The 18,307-nt window shown below is 53.2% G+C and carries 16 protein-coding genes; 10 read left to right on the top strand and 6 right to left on the bottom strand.

Annotation, left to right across the window (positions count from 1 at the left end):
- Positions 1–3 precede the first annotated feature (3 nt).
- A complete protein-coding gene (locus NNO08_RS19215; RefSeq protein ID WP_061067901.1) occupies positions 4–894 on the bottom strand; it encodes a LysR family transcriptional regulator in 891 nt (296 codons plus the stop codon).
- Positions 895–1,036: 142 nt separating this feature from the next.
- Between NNO08_RS19215 and NNO08_RS19210 the strand changes: the two genes are divergently transcribed.
- From NNO08_RS19210 to NNO08_RS19185, 6 genes are read left to right on the top strand one after another with little or no spacing between them, the layout of a single operon-like run.
- Positions 1,037–1,744: a CoA transferase subunit A gene (locus NNO08_RS19210; protein ID WP_048211658.1), complete on the top strand. Its 708-nt coding sequence runs from the start codon at positions 1,037–1,039 to the stop codon at positions 1,742–1,744.
- A 2-nt stretch (positions 1,745–1,746) separates the two neighbouring features.
- Positions 1,747–2,403: a CoA transferase subunit B gene (locus NNO08_RS19205; RefSeq protein WP_137383055.1), complete on the top strand. Its 657-nt coding sequence runs from the start codon at positions 1,747–1,749 to the stop codon at positions 2,401–2,403.
- A gap of 10 nt (positions 2,404–2,413) precedes the next feature.
- The gene (locus NNO08_RS19200; protein WP_271457347.1) at positions 2,414–3,619 is read left to right on the top strand and encodes an acetyl-CoA C-acetyltransferase; all 1,206 of its coding nucleotides are present in this window, start codon (positions 2,414–2,416) and stop codon (positions 3,617–3,619) included.
- Positions 3,609–4,532: a 3-hydroxyacyl-CoA dehydrogenase family protein gene (locus tag NNO08_RS19195; RefSeq protein ID WP_271457346.1), complete on the top strand. Its 924-nt coding sequence runs from the start codon at positions 3,609–3,611 to the stop codon at positions 4,530–4,532. Before NNO08_RS19200 ends, NNO08_RS19195 begins: the two co-directional genes overlap by 11 nt.
- 37 nt (positions 4,533–4,569) lie before the next feature.
- On the top strand, positions 4,570–5,964 hold the full coding sequence (locus NNO08_RS19190; protein WP_199951110.1) for a GntP family permease: 1,395 nt from the start codon (positions 4,570–4,572) through the stop codon (positions 5,962–5,964).
- A gap of 11 nt (positions 5,965–5,975) precedes the next feature.
- Entirely contained in the window at positions 5,976–6,746 is a 771-nt protein-coding gene (locus NNO08_RS19185; protein ID WP_271457345.1) for a 3-hydroxybutyrate dehydrogenase, read from the top strand.
- 84 nt (positions 6,747–6,830) lie between these two features.
- Here the strand turns inward: NNO08_RS19185 and NNO08_RS19180 are convergent, their stop codons facing one another.
- The gene (locus tag NNO08_RS19180) at positions 6,831–7,262 is read right to left on the bottom strand and encodes an OsmC family protein (protein WP_005126807.1); all 432 of its coding nucleotides are present in this window, start codon (positions 7,260–7,262) and stop codon (positions 6,831–6,833) included.
- A 228-nt stretch (positions 7,263–7,490) separates the two neighbouring features.
- On the opposite strand from NNO08_RS19180, the gene sra reads away from it, so the two are divergent.
- From sra to NNO08_RS19165, 3 genes are all read left to right on the top strand, one after another.
- A complete protein-coding gene (sra, locus tag NNO08_RS19175; protein WP_005126806.1) occupies positions 7,491–7,631 on the top strand; it encodes a stationary-phase-induced ribosome-associated protein in 141 nt (46 codons plus the stop codon).
- A gap of 179 nt (positions 7,632–7,810) precedes the next feature.
- A complete protein-coding gene (gene maeA, locus NNO08_RS19170) occupies positions 7,811–9,508 on the top strand; it encodes a malate dehydrogenase (protein ID WP_271442375.1) in 1,698 nt (565 codons plus the stop codon).
- A gap of 310 nt (positions 9,509–9,818) precedes the next feature.
- Complete coding sequence (locus NNO08_RS19165; RefSeq protein ID WP_271457344.1) at positions 9,819–11,531, top strand: ABC-F family ATP-binding cassette domain-containing protein; 1,713 nt, start codon at positions 9,819–9,821, stop codon at positions 11,529–11,531.
- An 80-nt stretch (positions 11,532–11,611) separates the two neighbouring features.
- Here the strand turns inward: NNO08_RS19165 and NNO08_RS19160 are convergent, their stop codons facing one another.
- From NNO08_RS19160 to fdnG, 4 genes are all read right to left on the bottom strand, one after another.
- Positions 11,612–12,214 carry an inorganic diphosphatase gene (locus tag NNO08_RS19160; protein WP_271442373.1) on the bottom strand — a complete coding sequence of 201 codons (603 nt, stop codon included), beginning with the start codon at positions 12,212–12,214 and terminating at the stop codon, positions 11,612–11,614.
- Between the two features lie 129 nt (positions 12,215–12,343).
- Positions 12,344–13,000 carry a formate dehydrogenase-N subunit gamma gene (fdnI, locus tag NNO08_RS19155; RefSeq protein ID WP_048211647.1) on the bottom strand — a complete coding sequence of 219 codons (657 nt, stop codon included), beginning with the start codon at positions 12,998–13,000 and terminating at the stop codon, positions 12,344–12,346.
- Positions 12,993–13,877, bottom strand: coding sequence for a formate dehydrogenase N subunit beta (gene fdnH / locus NNO08_RS19150; RefSeq protein WP_003833024.1), 885 nt, complete (start codon positions 13,875–13,877; stop codon positions 12,993–12,995). The genes fdnI and fdnH overlap by 8 nt, the downstream gene beginning before the upstream one ends.
- 12 nt (positions 13,878–13,889) lie before the next feature.
- Positions 13,890–16,937, bottom strand: a complete 3,048-nt coding sequence (gene fdnG / locus NNO08_RS19145; RefSeq protein WP_271457343.1) for a formate dehydrogenase-N subunit alpha — start codon at positions 16,935–16,937, stop codon at positions 13,890–13,892.
- Between the two features lie 286 nt (positions 16,938–17,223).
- On the opposite strand from fdnG, the gene yddG reads away from it, so the two are divergent.
- Positions 17,224–18,105, top strand: a complete 882-nt coding sequence (yddG, locus tag NNO08_RS19140; RefSeq protein ID WP_271448841.1) for an aromatic amino acid efflux DMT transporter YddG — start codon at positions 17,224–17,226, stop codon at positions 18,103–18,105.
- The last annotated feature ends 202 nt before the right edge of the window (positions 18,106–18,307 follow it).

Raw genomic sequence — 18,307 nt, 5'->3', positions numbered from 1 at the left:
TTTTCAGGCGAGATACGCCTTTTTCAGCGCATCCACCAGCATTCCCGACGCAGTTGATAATTTATGGTGTGCCGAGCGTAGTACCCCGATCCGCCGCTGGATCACGGGACCGTCAAGCTCTATACAGGTTGCGCCAAGTTCGGTCATTTGTGTTCGACACAGTGCGGGAACTGCGCTGCCGCCCAATCCGTTTGCCACCATACGGCCAACGGTCACCAGTTGATGGCTTTCCAGCGCCACGTCCAGCGTATGTCCGCTTTGCACCAGTTGTTCTTCCAGCATCAGGCGCACGGCAGATGGACGTTGCAGCGTAATAAAATCCAGCGTCAGCAATTCGCGCCATGCAATACGCTCTCGCCCCGCCAGCCTGGATGTTGGCGGGACGATCGCCACAAAACGATCGACACCGAGCGGCGTGAAGTGCAGTTGCCCTGAATAATCAGGCTCGAAGGCGATCCCCATCTCCACCCGCCCTTCACTCACCATTTCAATGACCTGTTCGTTTATGACATCGTGAACCGTCACGTTAATACCGGAATAGCAATCCCGAAAGGTTTTCAGTACCTGTGGCAAGACGTTTGCCGCAAACGAGGGCATGGCAGCAATGGAGATTTTACCGCGTTGCAACGTAAAGCGCTGACGCATCGCTTCTTCAGTATTCTCCCAGTCAGCAAGCAGTTGCCTCCCCATATTCAGTAGCGTTTCGCCCTCCTGTGTCAGGGTGACTTTGCGCGTCGTGCGCAGCAGTAAGGCCCCGCCCAACGAGTCCTCAAGCCCTTTAATCGCCAGACTTAACGCAGGTTGCGACATATTCAGTCGTTCACTGGCATGAGCAAAATTCAGAGTGTGAGCTACCGCTAAAAACGCGCGTAACTGTTTGATGCTCATTCCCATTTCTCATTCCTTTAACCTATTGAATACCTTTAATTAACATTAAATTGATAAAAAAACCCAATGAGTGAGTCACAAATTTAAAATTAACAAATCATTTTTCACCCCCAATGATGTCGACAAGGACAACTGGAGGGACAAGTGTATGGCTGGACTGGATAAACGTGTCGCCACGTATCAAGAGGCGCTGGCTGGGCTGACCGACAACATGACGCTGCTGGCAGGCGGTTTTGGTTTATGCGGCATTCCTGAAAACCTGATTGCCGAAGTACGCCGTCGGGAGGTTCAGGGACTGACTGTCGTCTCAAACAACTGCGGTGTGGATGGTTTTGGCCTCGGTGTGCTGCTGGAAACACGCCAGGTACGCAAAGTGGTGGCGTCCTATGTTGGCGAAAATGCGCTGTTTGAAAAGCAGGTATTGAGCGGTGAACTGGAAGCCATTCTGACTCCACAGGGCACGCTGGCTGAGCAGTTACGGGCCGGCGGCGCAGGGATCCCGGCGTTTTTCACCGCCACGGGATACGGTACCCCCGTCGCCGAAGGCAAAGAGGTACGTGAATTTGACGGCCGTCCTTACATCATGGAACAGGCGATTACGGGTGATTTTGCGCTGGTCAAAGGCTGGAAAGCCGACTGGTACGGCAACGTTATCTACCGCCACACTGCCCAGAACTTTAATCCGCTGATGGCCGCCGCCGGGCGCATTACCGTCGTGGAAGTTGAAGAAATTGTTCCTCCCGGTGAACTGGACCCTGCGGCGATTCATACCCCGGGAATTTTCGTAAACCGCATCATTCAGGGGCAGTTTGAAAAACGCATTGAACAACGCACCCTGCGCCAGAAAGGAGCCTGACCATGTTAACGCGTGAACAAATGGCGATGCGTGTCGCCCGGGAACTGCGCGACGGTTATTACGTCAACCTCGGGATCGGTATTCCAACCTTAGTGGCCAACTATATCCCCGAGGGTATGGACGTGATGCTGCAGTCGGAGAACGGTCTGTTGGGGATGGGGCCGTTTCCGACCGAAGACGAACTGGATGCCGACATGATCAACGCCGGGAAACAGACCGTGACGGCACGTAAAGGCGCGGCAATTTTCGATTCAGCACAGTCTTTCGCCATGATCCGCGGTGGTCACGTTGACCTGACGGTGCTTGGCGCATTTGAGGTGGACACCAATGGCAACATTGCGTCGTGGATGATCCCCGGAAAGATGGTGAAAGGCATGGGCGGCGCAATGGACCTGGTGGCCGGGGCTGAAAACATCATTGTGGTCATGACGCATGCATCCAAAAACGGTGAGTCCAAGCTGCTCCCCGCCTGCACCCTGCCATTAACCGGCGTGGCCTGCATTAAACGCGTGCTTACCGACCTGGCGCTACTGGAGATCGCCAACGGCGCATTCATCCTGCGCGAACGTGCGCCAGGCATCAGCGTCGAGGAGATTGTTGCCAGGACCGCTGGAAAACTGATCGTTCCCGACACAGTGCCAGAAATGCAATTCAACTGAGGAGCTGACCATGCAGGATGTTGTTATTGTCGCGGCAACGCGCACACCCATTGGCAGTTTCCATGGGGCCCTGGCACCGCTCAGTGCCGTGGAGCTGGGGGCGGTAGTGATCCGCTCTCTGTTGGAAAAAACCGCCGTCGCGCCGGAGCACATTGACGAGGTGATCCTGGGACAGGTTCTGACGGCAGGCAGCGGCCAGAATCCGGCCAGACAGACAGCATTACGGGCAGGTTTGCCGGTGACGGTCCCTGCGCTAACCATCAACCTGGTATGTGGTTCAGGCCTGAAAGCGGTGCAACAGGCGGTGCAGGCTATCCGCTGCGGTGATGCGGACATCGTCATTGCCGGAGGTCAGGAAAGCATGAGCAATGCGCCCTATTTTCTCGACGGCGCACGTTCGGGCCTGCGTTTGGGGCATGCCAGTCTGAAAGACAGCGTGGTACACGACGGACTGTGGGATGCGTTTAACGACTACCACATGGGCATTACTGCTGAAAATCTGGCAGATAAGTTTGTTATCAGCCGCGAACAACAGGATGCCTTTGCGTTGCAGTCTCAGCAGAAAGCCGCAGCGGCAATTGAAGCCGGTCGATTCAACGCAGAAATCACGCCGGTCAGCGTTCCACAAGGGAAAAAGCCACCACGTTTGGTTGAGCGTGATGAACAGCCACGCCCGGATACTCAGGCGGAGAAACTGGCACAACTGAAACCGGCTTTTCGCCCTGGCAATGGCACGGTCACCGCAGGGAATGCCTCATCAATCAACGACGGCGCGGCGGCGGTGATGCTGATGAGCGCCACCAAAGCCGCAACGCTCAACCTGCCGATACTCGCCCGGGTCGCGGGATACGCCGTTTCCGGTGTCGACCCGTCTATCATGGGTATTGGCCCGGTAGAAGCCTCGCTCCAGTGTCTGAAACGTGCCGGATGGACACTCAATGACGTTGATCTTATCGAAGCTAACGAAGCATTTGCCGCACAGGCGCTGGCGGTGGGTGAAGCTCTGAACTGGGACAGCAACAGAGTTAACGTCAACGGCGGCGCGATTGCACTGGGTCATCCGATTGGCGCCTCTGGCTGCCGCATTCTGGTGACCCTGTTACATGAAATGGCACGCCGCAACGTCACCAAAGGACTGGCCACATTGTGCGTAGGGGGTGGTCAGGGTGTCGCACTGGCGGTAGAGCGTTCAACAGGAGAACAGCATGCAAAATAATCACTTTAGCGTCCTGGGCGCGGGTTTAATGGGCGTCGGCATTGCCACCCATTTTGCCCGTTTCGGCCATAATATCTGGCTATTTGATACCGATAGCGACCGGATTGCTGAAATTACCGCCGTCGCCGGTAGCATTCTCGATGAGCTGATCGCGACTGACCTGTTTCACGCAGAGGACAAAGCGTCGGTTCTGAGTCGCTTGCACGGTACGACCTCGCTGCAGGATATCGCCACCACGCAATTACTGATTGAAGCGATCCCGGAACGACTCGAGCTTAAGCACGCACTGTACGCACAACTGGAAGCATTAATCGCCCCAGATGCGGTGATTGCCAGTAATACCAGCGGCCTGCCGCCGGATGCGCTGGCAGAAAAACTCACCCACCCCGAACGGTTGCTGATCGCCCATTTCTGGCACCCACCCCACTTTATTCCGCTGGTTGAAATTGTGCCAGGTTCAGCAACGAAACCAGAATATCTCAGCGAATTGCAACGTCTGTTGCTCTCTATGCAACTGGAAGCGGTGGTGCTCGATCGAGCCGCACCGGGTTTTGTCGGCAACCGCTTGCAATTCGCACTGCTGCGTGAAGCGCTGCATATCGTCAAAAGCGGGATCGCCAGCGCGGAAGTGGTGGATCAGGTGATGCGCGCCTCCCTCGGACGTCGCTATGCCATGGTCGGCCCGCTGGAAGCGGCAGACATGACCGGACTGTCCACCGTGCAGGACATTTGCCGCCATCTGCTCCCAACACTCGCCACCGGCAGTGACATGATGTCACTTGTTGCTGACAAGGTTGCCAACGGCGACACCGGCTTGCGCAGTGGCCAGGGCTTTTATCGCTGGGATGATTCGCGCAAGGAATACATTCAGCAACGCCGTGAACATCAACTGCGCTTTGCCCTGAAGCCATAACGTCTCTTTCTGTACCCCACTATAATAATAAGGAGTCATGATGAGTGTATTAATCGCCCTGGCAGCGCTGGGCTTGCTGATGCTGGCAGCCTATCGCGGATACAGCGTTATCCTGTTTGCCCCCATCGCGGCATTAGGTGCTGTTCTGCTTACGGAACCGAGCGCCGTCGGCCCCGCTTTCACCGGTCTGTTTATGGAAAAAATGGTCGGTTTTGTAAAGCTTTACTTCCCGGTGTTCTTGCTTGGAGCTGTGTTTGGCAAGTTAATCGAGTTATCCGGTTTTTCCCGTTCAATCGTTGCTGCTGCTATTAATATTCTCGGGCGACGCCATGCAATCCCGGTCATTGTGCTGGTATGTGCTCTCCTGACCTACGGCGGCGTGTCATTGTTCGTGGTCGCCTTTGCGGTGTATCCGTTCGCGGCTGAACTGTTCCGCCAAAGTAATATCCCCAAACGTCTGATCCCGGCAACCGTCGCGCTGGGGGCATTCTCCTTTACGATGGATGCCCTGCCGGGTACGCCGCAGATCCAGAACATCATTCCAACCAGCTTCTTTGGGACTAACGCCTGGGCCGCGCCGTGGCTGGGGCTGATAGGTTCGCTATTTATTATCTTTGTTGGTCTGGTGTATCTCGAACGCCAGCGCCGGAAAGCGCAGGCTAAAAATGAGGGCTATGGAACTGAACTGTTAAATGAGCCGGAAACGCCGGATAACATTAACCTGCCAAACCCGATTATCGCTATTTCTCCGCTGATCCTGGTGGGGGTATTTAACCTGCTGTTTACCCGCTGGATCCCGCAGTGGTATGGCGCGACGCATCAATTGGAACTCCCGGGACTTGCCAAACCTATTACCACTGAAGTGGGGAAAATTACGGCTATTTGGGCCGTAGAAGCAGCATTGATATCGGGGATACTGCTGGTGGTGCTATTCGGCTACCGCAACATCAAAGGTCGCCTGGCTGAAGGCAGCAGAACGGCGGTTGGCGGCGCTATCCTCGCGGCGATGAATACCGCATCAGAATACGGTTTTGGCGCGGTTATCGCCGCCCTGCCGGGATTCCTGGTGTTGTCAAAAGCACTGGCGGCCATTCCCGATCCGTTGCTCAATGAAGCGATCAGCATTACCACTCTGGCCGGGATCACCGGCTCGGCATCCGGCGGGATGAGTATTGCGCTTGCGGCAATGTCCGATACGTTTATTGCTGCCGCACATGCCGCCAATATTCCACTCGAAGTCTTCCACCGCGTCGCATCGATGGCGAGCGGCGGCATGGACACTCTGCCACATAACGGCGCGGTCATTACCCTGCTGGCGATTACTGGCCTCAGCCACCGTCAGGCGTACGGCGGGATTTTTGCCATCACCGTCATCAAAAGCCTGGCCGTGCTGTTTGTTATCGGCGTCTTCTACACCACAGGAATCGTTTAAGGAGAATCATCATGAACTTAACGGGTAAAACCGCTCTGGTTACCGGCTCGACCAGCGGTATCGGTCTAGGTATCGCTCAGGTACTGGCACAAGCAGGAGCCACCCTGATTCTTAACGGTTTCGGTGATGTGGAGGCCGCTAAAGACGCGGTTGCGCAGTACGGTAAAACCCCAGGTTTCCATGGCGCGGATCTGAGCGATGAAGCGCAAATTGCCGATATGATGCGTTACGCTGAAAGTGAGTTTGGTGGTGTGGATATTCTGGTTAACAACGCCGGGATCCAACATGTTTCACCAGTAGAAACGTTTCCGGTAGCCAAATGGAACGCGATTATCGCTATTAACCTCTCCTCCGTTTTTCACACCACGCGTCTGGCCCTGCCCGGAATGCGCAAGCGTAACTGGGGTCGCATTATTAATATCGCTTCGGTGCACGGGCTGGTTGCGTCAAAAGACAAATCGGCGTATGTCGCAGCCAAGCATGGCGTGGTGGGTTTAACCAAGACGATTGCGTTGGAAACCGCACAGACCGGTGTCACCTGTAATGCGCTGTGCCCCGGCTGGGTGTTGACCCCGCTGGTCCAGCAGCAGATCGACAAACGTATTGCTGAGGGTACTGAGCCCACTGCGGCACGCGATGCCTTATTGGCAGAAAAGCAGCCGTCACGCGAATTTGTCACACCGACACAGTTGGGTGAGCTGGCGCTATTTCTGTGCTCAGACAGCGCGGCGCAGGTGCGCGGCGTGGCGTGGAATATGGATGGCGGCTGGGTGGCGCAATAACATCATCTGGTGCCGGATAAGACCGACTTACATCCGGCACTGTCGTAGGCCGGATAAGACGCAGTCGCATCCGGCACGCCACGATTAAGACTTCAGCTGATAATCCAGCGTAATTTCCGCGTTCAGTACCTGCGACACCGGGCATCCGGCTTTCGCTTTCTGAATAATCCCGTCAAACGTAGCGGCGTCTATCCCCGGCACGCTCACCTGGCTGTGTAACGCCACTTTGGTGATCGCAAAACCGGCATCCACCTTATCCAGAGAAACATCGGCAGTCGTATCAATAGCATCGGGTGTAAAACCGGCTTCGCCCAACATCAACGACAGTGCCATCGAGAAGCAGGCAGCATGTGCTGCGCCAATCAACTCTTCAGGGTTAGTGCCTTTGACGCCTTCAAAACGCGTATTAAATCCATACGGTTGCTGGTTAAGTACGCCACTTTCTGTCGACACGGTCCCTTTGCCGCGTTTAATGTCGCCTTCCCAGTGGGCCTGACCTTTCTTATGGATAGTCATTACCGCTCTCCTGTGTTGTCATCGGAGTAACAAGTATAGGCCTCATGGGAAAATGCATGACTCATAATGGAAAGTTCTGCATTTCCTGCTTAAGCATTGACCTTTCAGATAAAATGACCGACCATCCAAAGAGCCGTTGATTCACTCATCGGCTTTTTGTCAGGTTGTATTTCGTCCGTTCTTACGCGGGCTCGCCCTTGAAACCAGTAACAGGATTAAGGAGTTAGAATGAAATCGAACCGTCAGGCCCGTCATATTCTTGGACTGGACCACAAAATCTCCAATCAACGTAAAGTCGTGACCGAAGGCGACAAATCCAGCGTGGTCAACAATCCTACCGGAAGAAAGCGCCGCGCTGACAGCAAGTAGTTCCCCGCACGACATACTGATTAACGAGATAAACACCATTGCAACCGCAGTGGTGTTTTTGCTTATAAAACCCCTTAACCCATTCACAATGCTTTATACTTCGCCCGTTTCCCTGGCAGACAGGCTACATACGATCATAAAGAGTGCCAGGGACGGTTATTCAAAAAAGAGTGAGTGACATGGAAAACGAAACTAAAAAACTGCGTTCCCTTTACATCCCTTACGCTGGCCCGGTACTGCTTGAGTTTCCCCTACTGAACAAAGGGAGTGCCTTCAGCATCGAAGAACGCCGTAACTTCAACCTGCTGGGGTTACTGCCGGAAGTTGTCGAGTCGATTGAAGAACAGGCTGAACGTGCCTGGATCCAATATCAGGGATTCAAAACAGAAATCGATAAACATATCTACCTGCGCAACATCCAGGACACCAACGAAACCCTGTTCTATCGACTGGTACATAATCATCTTGATGAGATGATGCCGGTTATCTACACCCCAACGGTGGGTGCGGCCTGTGAGCGTTTCTCCGAGATCTACCGTCGTGCACGCGGTGTGTTTATCTCGTATCAGAACCGTCACAACATGGACGATATTCTGCAAAACGTCCCGAACCACAATATCAAAGTCATCGTTGTCACCGACGGTGAACGCATCCTTGGTCTTGGCGATCAGGGTATCGGCGGCATGGGTATTCCGATCGGCAAGCTGTCTCTGTACACCGCCTGCGGTGGAATTAGTCCGGCGTACACGCTGCCCGTGGTGCTGGATGTGGGGACCAACAACCAGCAATTGCTCAACGATCCTCTGTATATGGGTTGGCGTAACCCGCGCATTACTGATGATGAATACTACGAATTCGTCGATGAGTTCATCCAGGCCGTGAAGCATCGCTGGCCGGACGTACTGCTGCAATTCGAAGACTTCGCGCAGAAAAACGCGATGCCGCTGCTCAATCGCTATCGCGACGAAATTTGCTCGTTCAACGATGATATTCAGGGCACCGCGGCGGTCACTGTGGGCACGTTGATTGCAGCCAGCCGTGCGGCCGGCAGCCAGTTGAGCGAGCAGAACATTGTTTTCCTTGGAGCCGGTTCCGCAGGTTGCGGGATCGCCGAGCAGATCATCGCACAAATCCAGCGTGAAGGATTGAGCGAAGAAGCCGCGCGTCAACGCGTGTTTATGGTCGACCGCTTTGGCCTTTTAACCGATAAAATGCCAAACCTGCTCTCCTTCCAGACTAAGCTGGTGCAAAAACGCGAGAACCTGCAACATTGGGATACACAGGAAGATGTGCTGTCACTGCTTGATGTTGTTCGCAACGTCAAGCCAGACATTCTGATCGGCGTTTCCGGCCAGACGGGCCTGTTTACCGAAGAAATCATCCGTGAGATGCACAAGCATTGCCCGCGTCCGATCGTCATGCCGCTGTCTAACCCGACCTCGCGCGTAGAAGCGACGCCACAGGATATTATCGCGTGGACCGAGGGTAACGCGCTGGTCGCGACCGGTAGCCCGTTCTCTCCGGTAGTGTGGAAAGATAAGATCTACCCGATTGCCCAGTGTAACAACGCCTATATCTTCCCGGGTATCGGCCTTGGCGTTATAGCCTCAGGCGCAAAACGCATCACCGATGAGATGCTGATGTCAGCCAGTGAAACCCTGGCGCAGTATTCACCGCTGGTACTCAACGGCGAAGGGCTGGTGTTACCGGAGCTGAAAGACATCCAGACCGTTTCCCGCGCTATTGCCTTTGCCGTCGGTAAAATGGCCCAGCAGCAAGGTGTGGCGGTGAAAACCTCCGCCGAAGCCCTGCAACAGGCAATCGACGACAATTTCTGGCAGGCGGAATACCGCGACTACCGTCGTACTTCTATTTGACGGTTTGCCCGGTGGCGATCCTGTCGCCGGGCGCTCAACACTTGCACAACGGTGTCAGTTGCGATTACACTTTCACCATCGATTAACATTCGGAAATATAAAAGGAGGATACTTATGCTGTACTGTGAACGTTTCATCGTTTCACATGCTTTTGGCGATCGCCAGTGCTCAAGCGTTATCGGTATCGTGCTGCGATAACTTCTGCTTGAGCGAAGCTAACTTCTAAATCTCCTTCTCTCGGGCTTACCGGGTTATCGTCAGCGATGTTTGACGAGGCGTTTTTACGCCTGTAACTCTTGAGTAAGCAACAATGAGCACATTACTAACCGCACAATCCTTACACGTTGATACGGCATTCGGCACCCTGTTCGACTCTCTCTCTTTTACCCTGAAAAAAGGCGACCGTATTGGGCTAATCGGCTACAACGGCTGCGGAAAAAGCACGCTGTTAAAACTGCTTGATGGCACAATCGCCCCCACCAGTGGAATCATTGCGCAGGCGAATCACTGCCACCTCGCCCGCGTGGAGCAGCACTTGCCGGACGATATACTGCCACTTACGTTGCAGGAGGCTGTACTTGCTCAGCTTCCCGAACATGAGCGCGCCAGCCAGCAGTGGCGCGTTGAAGCGTTGCTCGCCGAAATGGGCTTTACGCCGGAAAATTTGCATCTCACTGCGCAAACGCTGAGTGGTGGACAGCATACTCGCCTGCTGCTGGCGCGTGCGCTAATGCGAAACCCTGACCTGATGTTACTGGACGAACCTGGCAACCACCTGGATTTGCCGACATTGCTGTGGCTGGAGCAGTTCTTACAGAACTGGTCTGGCAGCTTCGTGGTGGTGTCCCATGATCCACAACTGCTTGATGCCGTCACGCAGGGAACATGGATCCTGCGCGATCGCACACTGCACGCTTTTGATCTTCCCTGCAGCGCCGCTCGTCAGGCTCTGGTTGAGAGAGATGCCAGCGATGCACTGCGCTATAAGGCGGAACAAAAGGAAATTGACCGCGTTACCGCCAGCGCCAAACGACTGGCAACCTGGGGTCGTGTCTACGACAACGAAGATTTGTCCCGCAAAGCCAAGCAGATGGAAAAGCAGGTGCAGCGCCTGAAGGATGTTCAGACGGAAGTGACCGCAGGAAGTCAGTGGACACTAACATTACAGGGTGATGCCCTGCGTGCCGATCGCCTGCTGGAAATGACAAACCTGGCTGTCGCGCCAGCGCCTGACGCCGCGACGTTATTTTCCATCGCCGGTATCAGGATAAAAAGTGGTGACCGGGTGGCAATTGTTGGGCGTAACGGCTGTGGGAAATCATCGCTGCTACGGCTTATCTGGCAGCAGTTTCAGTCGGAAATAACATCGCATTCACTGGTGTTACACCCTCGCGTCACTCTGGGGTATTACGATCAGACGTTACACCAGCTCGCAGATGACGACACGTTGTTTGATGCGCTCGAACCGTTTGCTCCGCAGCCTGATGTTCGCAAGATGGCGCTGATCAGTGCGGGATTCCCGTGGGTTCGCCATCAGCAGCGGGTCAATACCTTAAGCGGTGGAGAGCGCTCGAGGCTACTGTTTGTCGGGCTTACGCTGGCGCGTTATAGCCTGCTAATGCTCGATGAACCGACCAACCATCTGGACATGGAAGGTAAAGAAGCGCTAGCGCAGACGCTACAAAGTTTCAGCGGCGGCGTACTGCTGGTCAGCCATGACCGTCAGCTTATCAGCCAAAGCTGTAATCGGTTCTGGTTTATCGATAATGGCGAACTTAGCGAATGGCACGATCTGGACGCGATCAACGATCGTATTCGGGAAACGTCTGAGGAGATGAGCGTTCCCAAAACGGTGGTCGAAGCGAGAGCTGAAATACGTGGTGACAGCGATGAATTACTGGAACAGCTTCTCGAGCTGGAGCAACGTCTGGCCGACGATCTCGCCCGCAAGCCGAAACATCAAAAGCCGTTGTTGCAGGCGCAATGGCGTAAGGAGATAGAGGAGATAACGGCGAAGCTCTGATAACAACGCCCGGTGGCGCGACGCCTACCGGGCCTACAAAAATGTAGGCCCGATAAGCACTAGCGCCATCCGGCAATGCGTTACTGCTGCGGTTTTTTCTCTTTCCAGGCATCCCATGCCTGCTTGATCTCTTGTTTCGCGGTGGCCGCATCGTTAAAGCCATTTAACTCTACTTTCTTACGCCCTTCCGGCAACGCTTTGTATACGCGGAAAAATGACTCCAGTCGTTGCACTTCGATCTTTGGCAAATCGCTCAACTCTTTGATGTCGTCATAGGTGGGGTCAATTTTGCTGGCCGGCACGGCGACAATTTTATCGTCCTTTTCCCCGCCATCGATCATCTTCAGCACGCCAATCGCGCGCAACTTGATCAGCGTTCCTGGGGCCAGCGGTGCCCGGGTATAGAAAATCACATCCAGCGGGTCACCGTCACCTGCCAGGGACTGGGTCAATGAGCCGTAGTTTGCCGGATAGGCAACCGGCATCGACTGGAAGCGATCGGCGACGATAAAGCCGGTTTTCGCATCGGTTTCATATTTGATGATCCCGCCAGCCGGGATTTCGGTCACGGCATAAAACTCTTCCGGGTTATTCTCCGGCTGCGGAAATTCGAGGATATTCTGCGCCTGAGCGGACGCACAGAGAAATACGCTGACTGCGAGTAATTTTTTCACCAGATGCATTGTCTTTTAACTCTTCTCTTATTGGAAAGACAACACCTTACGTTTACCAGATGACAGAAACATGACGTTTTTTTGGCAAAAAAAATGGCGCTACATCCGCAGCGCCATTGTTGTCAGAAAGCGTCAGGTTTACTTAACCCCTTCTTCACTCTCTTTCTTCGCTTCCAGCTTTTCAACATCGCGATACCAGCGTGGGTGATGTTTCTTCGCCCAGCGACGGCTCACTTTCCCTTCAACCATGCCTTTAATTGATCCTTTCACCCAAAATGCCATATACATATGGATGAGGATAGCGTGCATCAGAATTATGCCCGCCGCAGCGTGGATTAGCAGGCTGTAACGCACTACCTGCATCGGGAAATACTGCGCAAAGTATGGACGCCAGATAATAACGCCCGTGACCAGCAGCACAAAAATCATGCTCATGATCGACCAGAACATCATTTTCTGTCCGGCGTTGTATTTGCCCACATCGGCCACTTTGTGTTCATTGCCCTTCAGCACTTCCACAATGTTTTTCAGCCACGGGATGTCTTTCTTATCCGGGATGTTGTGGTGAACAAAGCGCACAAACATGAACATCAGCGCAACGAAGATCAGCAAACCAAAGAAGGGGTGCAGAATACGCCCCATCTGCGGCGTACCGAAGGTTTGCGTCAGCCATTGTAGAGTCGGGAAGAAAAACGAAATCCCCGACAGCGCCACCAGGAAAAAGCAGATCACCACCGTCCAGTGACAGGCGCGATCGATAAATTTCGTGCGCACAATCATTTTCGACTTACTCATGATGATCCTCCTCGTCGTCGTCCACTTCCTTATTCGGGCCGATGCCAATGTAGTGGTAAATCAGTCCGGCGAAGGTGGCGATAAATCCGGCGGCTGCCAACGGTTTCAGTGCCCCTTTCCACAGGTTGATAGAGGTATCTATCTGCGGATCTTTCGGCAAACCGTGGTACAGCTCCGGCTGGTTGGCATGATGCAGAACGTACATGACGTGCGTACCACCCACTCCCTCTGGGTTGTAGAGTCCGGCATGTTCAAAACCGCGTGCTTTTAGTTTTGCCACACGCTGTTCACCCATTTCCAGCATCTCTTGCTTAGTGCCGAAATGTATTGCCCCGGTCGGACAGGTCTTCACGCAGGCAGGTTCTTGCCCAACGCTGACGCGATCCACACACAGCGTACATTTATACACGCGGTTATCCTCTTTATTGAGGCGCGGAATATTAAATGGACACCCGGCAATACAGTACCCGCAACCAATGCAATGCTCTGACTGGAAATCAACAATCCCGTTCGCGTACTGGATGATTGCCCCGGCAGACGGGCATGCCTTCAGGCAGCCCGGATCTTCACAGTGCATACAGCCGTCTTTACGGATCAGCCATTCCAGCTTGCCGTTCTGTTCGGTTTCGGTAAACCGCATGACCGTCCAGGACTTGGCGCTGAGATCGGCGGGGTTGTCATACACCCCGACGCAATGCCCCACTTCATCACGGATATCGTTCCACTCTGAGCAAGCCACCTGACAGGCTTTACAGCCTATACAGGTGGAAACGTCGATCAGTTTCGCGACTTCGGCTTTGTAATCACGAGCCTGCGGTGGCGGCGTGATGGAGTTTGTTGCGGACCTTTTGATGATGTCCTGCGTTTCCATAGACATATATTCGCCCCCTTACGCCTTCTCGATGTTAACTAAAAACGCTTTGTATTCCGGCGTTTGCGAGTTTGCATCACCGACGTTCGGCGTCAGGGTGTTGGCGATAAAGCCTTTACGCGCGACTCCTTCAAAGCCCCAGTGGATCGGGATCCCTACGGTTTCGACCTTCTGGCCGTTGACGTTCAGGGTTTGCAGACGGCGGGTGACCACCGCAACCGCACGAATAAATCCACGTTTGCTGCTGACTTTCACGTAGTCGCCGTTGCCGATACCTTTTGCTGCCGCCAACGTTTCGCTGATTTCCACAAACTGCTCTGGCTGGGCAATCGCATTCAACAATGCGTGTTTGGTCCAGGTGTGGAAATGTTCGGTCAGACGATAGGTGGTTCCGACGTATGGGAAGTCCTGCTTCGTCCCCATGCGCAATGCATCCGCCTCGTACAGACGCGCTGCCGGGTTGGAGATCACGTTCGGGTGCAGCGGGTTAGTACCCAGCGGCGTTTCCATCGGCTCGTAGTGTTCCGGGAACGGCCCTTCCGCTAGCTTATCGATGGCAAACAGACGCCCCAGCCCTTCCGGCTGCATGATAAACGGATTGGTGCCACTGCCCGGCGCAGCGTTGTTGAAGTCAGGGATATCGTTACCGGTCCACTTAGTCCCGTTCCACTGGATCAACATTCGTTTCGGATCCCACGGTTTACCCTGCGGATCCGCCGAAGCGCGGTTGTACAGTACACGACGGTTCAGTGGCCATGCCCATGCCCAACCCAGCGTATTACCAAGACCTGATGGGTCGGCATTATCGCGGTTGGCCATCTGGTTGCCCTGCTCGGTCCAGCTACCGGTATAAATCCAGCAGGAGGATGACGTTGTACCGTCATCACGCAGGAGCGCAAAGCTGTTGAGCAACTGACCTTTTTTCGCCACTAGTACGCCATTGGCATCATAGAGATCTTCCAGCGCATAGCCGTTGTTCTCTTTGGCCACTTCCTCGGAATGCGGTTCGTCCGGTAGCTTATAGTTCCAGCTCATTTTCAGCACAGGCTCTACAGCTTTACCGCCTTCGGTGCGATACATTTCGCGCAGACGATGGTAAATACCGGCCAGAATTTCGCCGTCATTACGTGCTTCACCCGGTGCATCCTGACCTTTCCAGTGCCACTGCAGCCAACGGCCAGAGTTAGCAATCGAGCCGTCTTCTTCTGCAAAACAGGTGGATGGCAGACGGAAAACTTCAGTCTGAATCGACGCCGGATCAACATCGTTGGATTCGCCGTGGTTTTGCCAGAATGTGGACGTTTCTGTGACCAGCGGATCAATAACCACCAGATACTTCAGTTTGCTAAGGCTCTGCACCACTTTGTTTTTGTCCGGGAAGGACGCAACCGGGTTAAAGCCCTGACAGATGTAGCCGGTGACTTTCCCGCTATCCATCATGTTGAAATATTTGATGACGTCGTAGGACTGATCCCACTTCGGCAGCCATTCAAAGCCCCAGTCGTTTTCTTTCTGCGCCGCATCGCCGTAGAAAGATTTCATCAAACTGACGAAGAACTTCGGATAGTTGCCCCAATAGTTAACCTGGGAGGCCAGCGTCGCTTTGGGTGTATTGGCGGCCAGATAGGTTTGCAGATCAGTCTGCTTTTCTGACGGTAGCGTCAGATACCCGGGCAGGCTGGTCGATAACAGACCCAGGTCAGTTAAGCCCTGAATGTTGGAGTGACCGCGTAATGCGTTTACGCCGCCACCGGCCATCCCCATGTTACCGAGCAGCAACTGGATCATTGCCATGGTGCGGATGTTCTGCGCACCAACGGTATGCTGCGTCCAGCCCAGCGCGTACAGGAAGGTCGTGGTACGATCGGCCGCACTGGTGGAGGCCAGAACTTCACACACTTTCAGGAAGTCGGCTTTCGGCGTACCGCAGATGTTTTCCACCACATCCGGCGTGTAACGGGAAACGTGCTGTTTGAGCAGGTTCCAGACGCAGCGTGGATGACTTAAGGTTTCATCGCGTTTTGCGTAGCCATTTTCATCGAACTGGTAGTTCCAGGACGACTTATCGTATTGACGTTTTTTAGCGTCGTAACCGCTGAACAGACCGTCTTCAAAAGCAAAATCATCCCGCACCAGCAGACTGGCGTTGGTGTAGTGCTTAACGTATTCAGCATTGATTTTGTTATTTTCAATCAGATACAGCAATACGCCGGACAGGAACGTAATGTCCGTGCCGGAGCGAATCGGCGCATAGATATCCGCAACCGACGCTGTACGTGTAAAACGGGGATCGACAACAATCAGCGTAGCATCATTGTTGTTTTTAGCTTCCATCGCCCAGCGGAATCCCACCGGATGAGCTTCAGCGGCGTTACCGCCCATTACCATCACGACGTTAGCGTTTTTGATATCAACCCAGTGGTTGGTCATCGCACCGCGACCAAATGTTGGAGCAAGACTTGCTACCGTTGGTCCGTGTCAGACGCGTGCCTGGTTGTCTACTGCCAGCATGCCGAGTGAGCGCACGAATTTTTGCGTCAGCATGCCGGTTTCATTACTCGCCGCAGATGCACACAGCATCCCGGTTGAAAGCCAGCGGTTTACCGTAACGCCCTGCTCATTCTTCTCAATAAAGTTGGCATCACGGTCTGCTTTCATCAGTTTTGCAATGCGGGAGAACGCTTCATCCCAGCTGATGCGTTGCCATTTGTCGGAACCAGGAGCGCGATATTCCGGGTAGCGTAAACGGCTTTCGCTGTGCACGTAATCCAGTAATCCTGCGCCCTTAGGACAAAGTGCCCCACGGCTCACCGGATGATCGGGATCCCCCTCGATATGATAAATCGACTCTTTGGCGTTTTTTGCTCCATCACCAAGGCTATACATTAATAGCCCGCAACCTACGGAACAGTATGTGCAGGTGTTTCGGATCTCTTTTGCGCGTAACAGTTTGTAGTTTCGCGCCTGAGCCAGTGCCATTTTGGGTGCAAAACCCAGTGCTGCCACTGTTGTTCCCGCCATACCGCCCGCGCAGATTTTAAAGAATTGTCTGCGGCTGACGTCCATTGCTTTCCTCTTTTTTACAGGGGTTCGTACAAGACATCTTTCACCTTGCGCCAGCGCGGCAGTCTGAAAGATGACATGTACAACTTCGCGTCGAAACTAACAGCTATATCCATATTTTTTTTGCGTCAAATCAATAACGAAACGGTTCCGCTACTAAATAGTGCAGTTTGTGTAACCTTTGTACCCACAAGGAGTTAGCTAAAAGCTAATTAGTTAGCCCGTACTGACGTAAAAGTGCTATAAATTTCAGCTTCATTTTTGCCAGGACGACGGACAGACAAACAGCATGACAAAACAAAAAGCAACGTTAATCGGACTCATCGCCATCGTGCTGTGGAGCACGATGGTGGGGTTGATGCGTGGAGTGAGTGAAGGACTGGGGCCGGCGGGCGGCGCAGCGATGATTTTCTCATTAAGCGGTATTCTGCTGATATTTACCGTCGGATTTCCGAATATCAAAAAAATTCCGCCTCGCTATTTAATCGCGGGTAGCGTGCTTTTTGTCAGCTATGAAATTTGCCTGGCTTTGGCATTAGGTTATGCCGCTACCCGACACCAGGCAATAGAAGTAGGAATGGTCAATTATCTCTGGCCAAGTCTGACGATTTTGTTTGCTATATTATTTAATGGTCAAAAAACAAACTGGATGATAATTCCAGGATTAATTCTCGCATTGACCGGAGTCTGCTGGGTTTTAGGTGGCGAGAACGGTCTAAATCCAGGTGAAATTATCAGCAACATTGCCAGTAGTCCGCTGAGTTATTTTCTCGCATTTTTTGGTGCTTTTATCTGGGCAACATATTGCACCGTCACGAATAAATTTGCGAAAGGGTTTAATGGCATTACCGTTTTTGTTTTACTGACCGCGACAAGTTTGTGGGTCTACTATTTTATGACGCCCCAACCAGAAATGGTTTTTAGCACACCGGTGACCATTAAGATGTTCACTGCTGCATTAACGCTAGGATTTGCCTACGCAGCATGGAATATCGGAATTTTACACGGTAATGTCACTGTCATGGCGGTAGGGTCTTATTTCACCCCTGTGCTTTCTTCTGCACTGGCTGCCGTATTGCTCAGCGCCCCGCTGTCGTTCTCGTTCTGGCAAGGCGCACTGATGGTCTGTGCTGGCTCACTACTTTGCTGGCTGGCAACACGTCGGGCATAGAAATCAGGCCGGGTTTCTGGCATAGAGATAGAACCCGGCTACACTCTGGTCAGTTAACGGATAATAATTGTACATTTCGCTTGTGTTTTATGTTTTTATTTGTTTAATTAAATGTTAAATGACTGGTAATTAATCAACATCCGAAAATATTATATGTTCACCTATAACCCTCCGGTTGTATATATTTTACATAGGTTACTAA

This window comes from Citrobacter sp. Igbk 17 (genome assembly GCF_028069775.1).
Classification (GTDB): domain Bacteria; phylum Pseudomonadota; class Gammaproteobacteria; order Enterobacterales; family Enterobacteriaceae; genus Citrobacter.
Note: the sequence above shows the minus strand (reverse complement) of the source record. Positions and strands in the feature narration are given on the sequence as shown.

Excerpts from the sequence above, each read along its gene's own strand:
- NNO08_RS19215 (WP_061067901.1), bottom strand. The coding sequence starts at position 894 with ATGGGAATGAGCATCAAACAGTTACGCGCGTTTTTAGCGGTAGCTCAC.
- NNO08_RS19210 (WP_048211658.1), top strand. The coding sequence starts at position 1,037 with ATGGCTGGACTGGATAAACGTGTCGCCACGTATCAAGAGGCGCTGGCT.
- NNO08_RS19205 (WP_137383055.1), top strand. The coding sequence starts at position 1,747 with ATGTTAACGCGTGAACAAATGGCGATGCGTGTCGCCCGGGAACTGCGC.
- NNO08_RS19200 (WP_271457347.1), top strand. The coding sequence starts at position 2,414 with ATGCAGGATGTTGTTATTGTCGCGGCAACGCGCACACCCATTGGCAGT.
- NNO08_RS19195 (WP_271457346.1), top strand. The coding sequence starts at position 3,609 with ATGCAAAATAATCACTTTAGCGTCCTGGGCGCGGGTTTAATGGGCGTC.
- NNO08_RS19190 (WP_199951110.1), top strand. The coding sequence starts at position 4,570 with ATGATGAGTGTATTAATCGCCCTGGCAGCGCTGGGCTTGCTGATGCTG.
- NNO08_RS19185 (WP_271457345.1), top strand. The coding sequence starts at position 5,976 with ATGAACTTAACGGGTAAAACCGCTCTGGTTACCGGCTCGACCAGCGGT.
- NNO08_RS19180 (WP_005126807.1), bottom strand. The coding sequence starts at position 7,262 with ATGACTATCCATAAGAAAGGTCAGGCCCACTGGGAAGGCGACATTAAA.
- sra (WP_005126806.1), top strand. The coding sequence starts at position 7,491 with ATGAAATCGAACCGTCAGGCCCGTCATATTCTTGGACTGGACCACAAA.
- maeA (WP_271442375.1), top strand. The coding sequence starts at position 7,811 with ATGGAAAACGAAACTAAAAAACTGCGTTCCCTTTACATCCCTTACGCT.
- NNO08_RS19165 (WP_271457344.1), top strand. The coding sequence starts at position 9,819 with ATGAGCACATTACTAACCGCACAATCCTTACACGTTGATACGGCATTC.
- NNO08_RS19160 (WP_271442373.1), bottom strand. The coding sequence starts at position 12,214 with ATGCATCTGGTGAAAAAATTACTCGCAGTCAGCGTATTTCTCTGTGCG.
- fdnI (WP_048211647.1), bottom strand. The coding sequence starts at position 13,000 with ATGAGTAAGTCGAAAATGATTGTGCGCACGAAATTTATCGATCGCGCC.
- fdnH (WP_003833024.1), bottom strand. The coding sequence starts at position 13,877 with ATGTCTATGGAAACGCAGGACATCATCAAAAGGTCCGCAACAAACTCC.
- yddG (WP_271448841.1), top strand. The coding sequence starts at position 17,224 with ATGACAAAACAAAAAGCAACGTTAATCGGACTCATCGCCATCGTGCTG.